The sequence below is a fragment of the Secundilactobacillus hailunensis genome (assembly GCF_005405185.1).
In the GTDB taxonomy this organism is placed as follows: Bacteria; Bacillota; Bacilli; order Lactobacillales; family Lactobacillaceae; genus Secundilactobacillus; species Secundilactobacillus hailunensis.
This window is the reverse complement of the sequence record NZ_BJDO01000121.1, coordinates 1-751: the sequence shown is the minus strand read 5'-3', so window position 1 is coordinate 751 and position 751 is coordinate 1. Positions and strand designations below refer to the sequence as shown.

1 protein-coding gene is annotated in these 751 nt (G+C 38.7%); it reads right to left on the bottom strand.

Annotation, left to right across the window (positions count from 1 at the left end):
• Positions 1-260: 260 nt before the first annotated feature.
• Positions 261-566 carry a HesB/YadR/YfhF family protein gene (locus FFM73_RS12580; protein ID WP_137631952.1) on the bottom strand — a complete coding sequence of 102 codons (306 nt, stop codon included), beginning with the start codon at positions 564-566 and terminating at the stop codon, positions 261-263.
• Positions 567-751: the final 185 nt, after the last annotated feature.

Here is a 751-nt window from a genome sequence, read left to right as displayed (position 1 = left end):
TTGAAGCTTAGTCATAAAAAATCACCTCATCATAATTGATAAGGTGATCATACTGCGCCGTTAGACGCATTCATAGACGTTCGGTTATAGTGTGCTTACATTAGGCCATATCGAAGTATTGAACAAATGGCCATTTATTACTATTTTCAGTTAAGAAGTCCATTAGGATACTTACCAAAAGAGACTTATGGCACAGCCTCGTTATTTTTAACTCATTTATTTTTAACTCATTTATTTTCCAACCGTAAAAAATGACTACTTTACATCTCACCGTTTTCAACATAGTTATATCTGGGACTATCATGGCTGGCATCATAATCAATAATCAGATCATAACCCTTGAAAAACCAGCGGTCATCTTCTGGAACATAGTAGTTGACCCCATCTTTTTTGGTCATTGCATACGGGTTTTCAGGATGATCGTCAGGCATCATGGCCAAAGAGAACCCTTCATGAACCGGTGTACTGCCATAGACCTTGCCGAAGAAGCGGACACCACGGCCGTCTGACAGCCCCATTTCGCTATGAAACCACTTGCTGACGCGATCAGTTACAATAATTTTCATAATGACAGACCTCCTGATTTAGCGTAAATGTTTGCGCTTTCATTCAATTCATTTATACCTTAAATTTCACAAAAGTGCAAGTTATCCGGGTCTAAGCTTTTTAGTGTTGATTAAGTTCAACACTGAGAAACTTAGGCCTGTTTTTTTGCAAAAAAAGGACACCTAGTCTCCCAGGCGTTATACTT

What these genes read in the sequence shown, in the direction of transcription:
- FFM73_RS12580 (WP_137631952.1), bottom strand. Translation starts at nt 566, where the DNA reads ATGAAAATTATTGTAACTGATCGCGTCAGCAAGTGGTTTCATAGCGAA.